The organism is Actinomycetota bacterium, from assembly GCA_041658565.1.
GTDB lineage: Bacteria > Actinomycetota > AC-67 > AC-67 > AC-67 > JBAZZY01.
This window is the reverse complement of sequence record JBAZZY010000092.1, coordinates 1-2,763: the sequence shown is the minus strand read 5'-3', so window position 1 is coordinate 2,763 and position 2,763 is coordinate 1. Positions and strand designations below refer to the sequence as shown.

Annotated in this window: 4 protein-coding genes; 2 read left to right on the top strand and 2 right to left on the bottom strand. The window is 66.4% G+C overall.

The genetic code is table 11. The annotated features are described in order from the left end of the window. Both WDA27_15290 and WDA27_15285 read right to left on the bottom strand, forming a co-directional pair. On the bottom strand, positions 1 to 258 hold a 258-nt coding region (locus WDA27_15290), incomplete at its 3' end, for an aminotransferase class V-fold PLP-dependent enzyme (GenBank protein MFA5892289.1). Then, complete coding sequence (locus WDA27_15285; GenBank protein ID MFA5892288.1) at positions 255 to 677, bottom strand: Rrf2 family transcriptional regulator; 423 nt, start codon at positions 675 to 677, stop codon at positions 255 to 257. The genes WDA27_15290 and WDA27_15285, both read right to left, overlap by 4 nt. A gap of 311 nt (positions 678 to 988) precedes the next feature. Here WDA27_15285 and WDA27_15280 point away from each other — a divergent pair, with 311 nt between their 5' ends. After that, the gene (locus WDA27_15280) at positions 989 to 1,762 is read left to right on the top strand and encodes an alpha/beta hydrolase (GenBank protein MFA5892287.1); all 774 of its coding nucleotides are present in this window, start codon (positions 989 to 991) and stop codon (positions 1,760 to 1,762) included. Between the two features lie 183 nt (positions 1,763 to 1,945). Next, a partial coding sequence (locus WDA27_15275) for a M28 family peptidase (protein ID MFA5892286.1) occupies positions 1,946 to 2,763 on the top strand: 818 nt, incomplete at its 3' end.

Here is a 2,763-nt window from a genome sequence, read left to right as displayed (position 1 = left end):
CACCTTCCAGCCGCCGGCCATGACGGCGTTGTTGGCTTCCGTGGCGCCGCTGGTGAACACCACCTCGCTCGGCTTGGCGCCAACGAGCGCCGCTACCTGCTCGCGCGCGGTATCGATGATGGCCCGGGCGCGGCGGCCCTCGGCATGCACCGACGACGGGTTGCCGGTCGCCGCGTCGGCATCGAGCATCGCCGCGCGCGCGGCGCTTCGCAGCGGCGTAGACGCGTTGTGGTCGAGGTATGTGCGTGTCTGCGTCACTGGCCGACGAGCTCCGGCTGGCGATGTTGCACGGGGGCGGGAAGCTTGCGGGCTGGGATGCCGTCGACAACCTCCTGCAGCGAGACGTCCGCCAGGAACGCCACGATGTGGGCGCCGAGCGCATGCCATAGGCCGTGCGTTAGGCAGCGGCGATCGCCGAGGCAGCCGGTCTCACTGTCGAGGCAGCGCGTCAGGCGCGTCTCCTCCTCGACCGCCCGCATGATCTCGTCGATGTGGATGTCGCCTGCCGGGCGCGCCAGCACGTAGCCGCCGGAACGGCCGCGCGCGCTCGCCACCAGGCCGGCCCGCCGCAAGCGCAGAAAGATCTGCTCCAAGTAGGACAAAGAAAGGCCCTGCCGTTCAGCAATGGCCGAGAGGGGCACTGCGGCAACGGCGCCATACTTGGCGAGGTCGGCCATGGCCATGACCGCGTACCGCGCCTTTGTGTTCAACTCCACACCACGTCCTCCACTGCCGCCACACGGCACACACGGGCGCTTTCACTTGCAATCGGCACCGGGCCGTGTGCTAAGAAGCGCCACCGTCGAGGAGCCGGAGGGCAGAAAACCCGGCCAGGCTCTTTCGAACGGTTCTAAAGTCTATAGGAATATGAAAATTCCGAGCCCACAAGTCAAGGTTTCGGCACGACCGATTCCACGGCCTGTTTGAGGGCTCTGCCGCGCACCCCCCGCCGCCGGCCGATCCGCAGCCCCTAAGAGTTGGAAAAACGATGCCCGAGCTGATTATCAATGGGCCTGCGGGCCGTCTCGAGGCTCGCTATCATCACGAGCCCGCCAACGACAGCCCCATCGCGCTGATCCTGCACCCGCACCCGCAGTTTGGCGGGACGATGAACAACCAGGTCGTCTACTCGCTCTATCACACCTTCGTGGAGCGGGGCTTTTCGGTGCTGCGGTTCAACTTCCGCGGCGTCGGCCGCAGCCAGGGCATCTGGGACGGCGGCCCCGGCGAATTGTCGGACGCAGCCTCGGCGCTCGACTGGCTGCAGATCGTCAAGCCCGACGCCAAGAGCTGCTGGATCGCCGGCGTGTCGTTCGGCACGTGGATCGCCATGCAGCTGCTGATGCGCCGTCCCGAGGTGGAAGGCTTCATTTGCGTGGCCCCGCCGTCGAACCTTTATGACTTCTCGTTCCTGGCGCCCTGCCCGTCGTCGGGTCTGATGATCAACGGCGACAAGGATCGCGTCGTGCCGTCCAACTCCGTCGGCGAGCTGTCGCAGCGCCTCAAGACGCAGCGCGGCATCAAGATCACGCATCAGGTCATCCCCGGCGCCAACCACTTCTTCGAAAACAAAACCGAAGAGCTGAAGGAGGCCGTGGGCGCGTACGTTGATGCGCGGATGGAGCAGGCCGAGATCGACCGCGCCAAGGAGAAAGAGCGCGAGCGCGAGAAGGAGCGCGAGCGCCAGCGCCAGCGCGAGATCGAGCGGGCCGAAGAGTCGAGCGGCGCGGGTGCCGACGATGCAGGTGCAGATGCCGACTAGTGTGATGATCGAGAAATTCGCCATCATAAGCGGAGAGGGATCGAGCGAATTTCTCGATCTGAATCACACTAGCGAGCCAATGATTCTAGTGTCCCTTATGATTCCGAAGTTCGCTCTCGACCCAGCCGCAAGCTCTGGCGAACTTCGGAATCGGGACACTAACGGGACCGTGGCGTGATCAAGATGGTCGCTCTGTGGATTGCAGGGCTGCTCGTCCTGCTGGTCGCGGTCCTCGCCGCGGCATACTGGTATTCGCTGAGCCTGCCGGGCGAGCCATTCGCCGGACCGCCGCCTCCCGTCACGGCGGCAGAGAGCGACCTCGCCCAGCGCCTGCGACGGCACGTCGTCGCCATCGCCAGCGAGCCGCATAACGTGCCGCACTACGCCGCGCTGGAGAAATCCGCCGCCTACATCGAGGGCGAGCTGAAAGCGCTCGGCTATGAGCCGCAGGCGCAGGTTTATGCCATCGGCGACAAGCCAGTGCGCAACATCTCCGTCGAGCTGGCGCCGCCGGGCGCCACCGCGGCAACGCCGAGCCTCGTGATCGGCGCCCACTATGATTCCGCCGACGACGCGCCGGGCGCCAACGACAACGGCAGCGGCTCGGCCGCGGTGCTGGAGCTGGCGCGGCTGCTGAAGAACGTGCCGCTGACGGACAAGCGGCTGCGGCTGGTGCTGTTCGTCAACGAGGAGCCGCCCTACGACCGCACACCCGACATGGGCAGCTACCGCTACGCCAAGGCGCTGCACGAAGAGGGCGAGAAGCTCATCGGCATGATCTCGCTGGAGACCATCGGCTTCTTCTCGGACGCGCCCGGTTCGCAGAGCTACCCGTTCCCGTTCAGCCACATATTCTCGGACGTCGGCAACTTCGTCGCCTTCGTGGCGCTGCCCGGCGGGCGCGCGTTCCTGCACGAGGCCGTCGGTGCCTTCCGCCGCCACGCACAGTTCCCGACCATCGGCGGGACGGCCCCCGACAACATCCCCGGCATCGGCTGGTC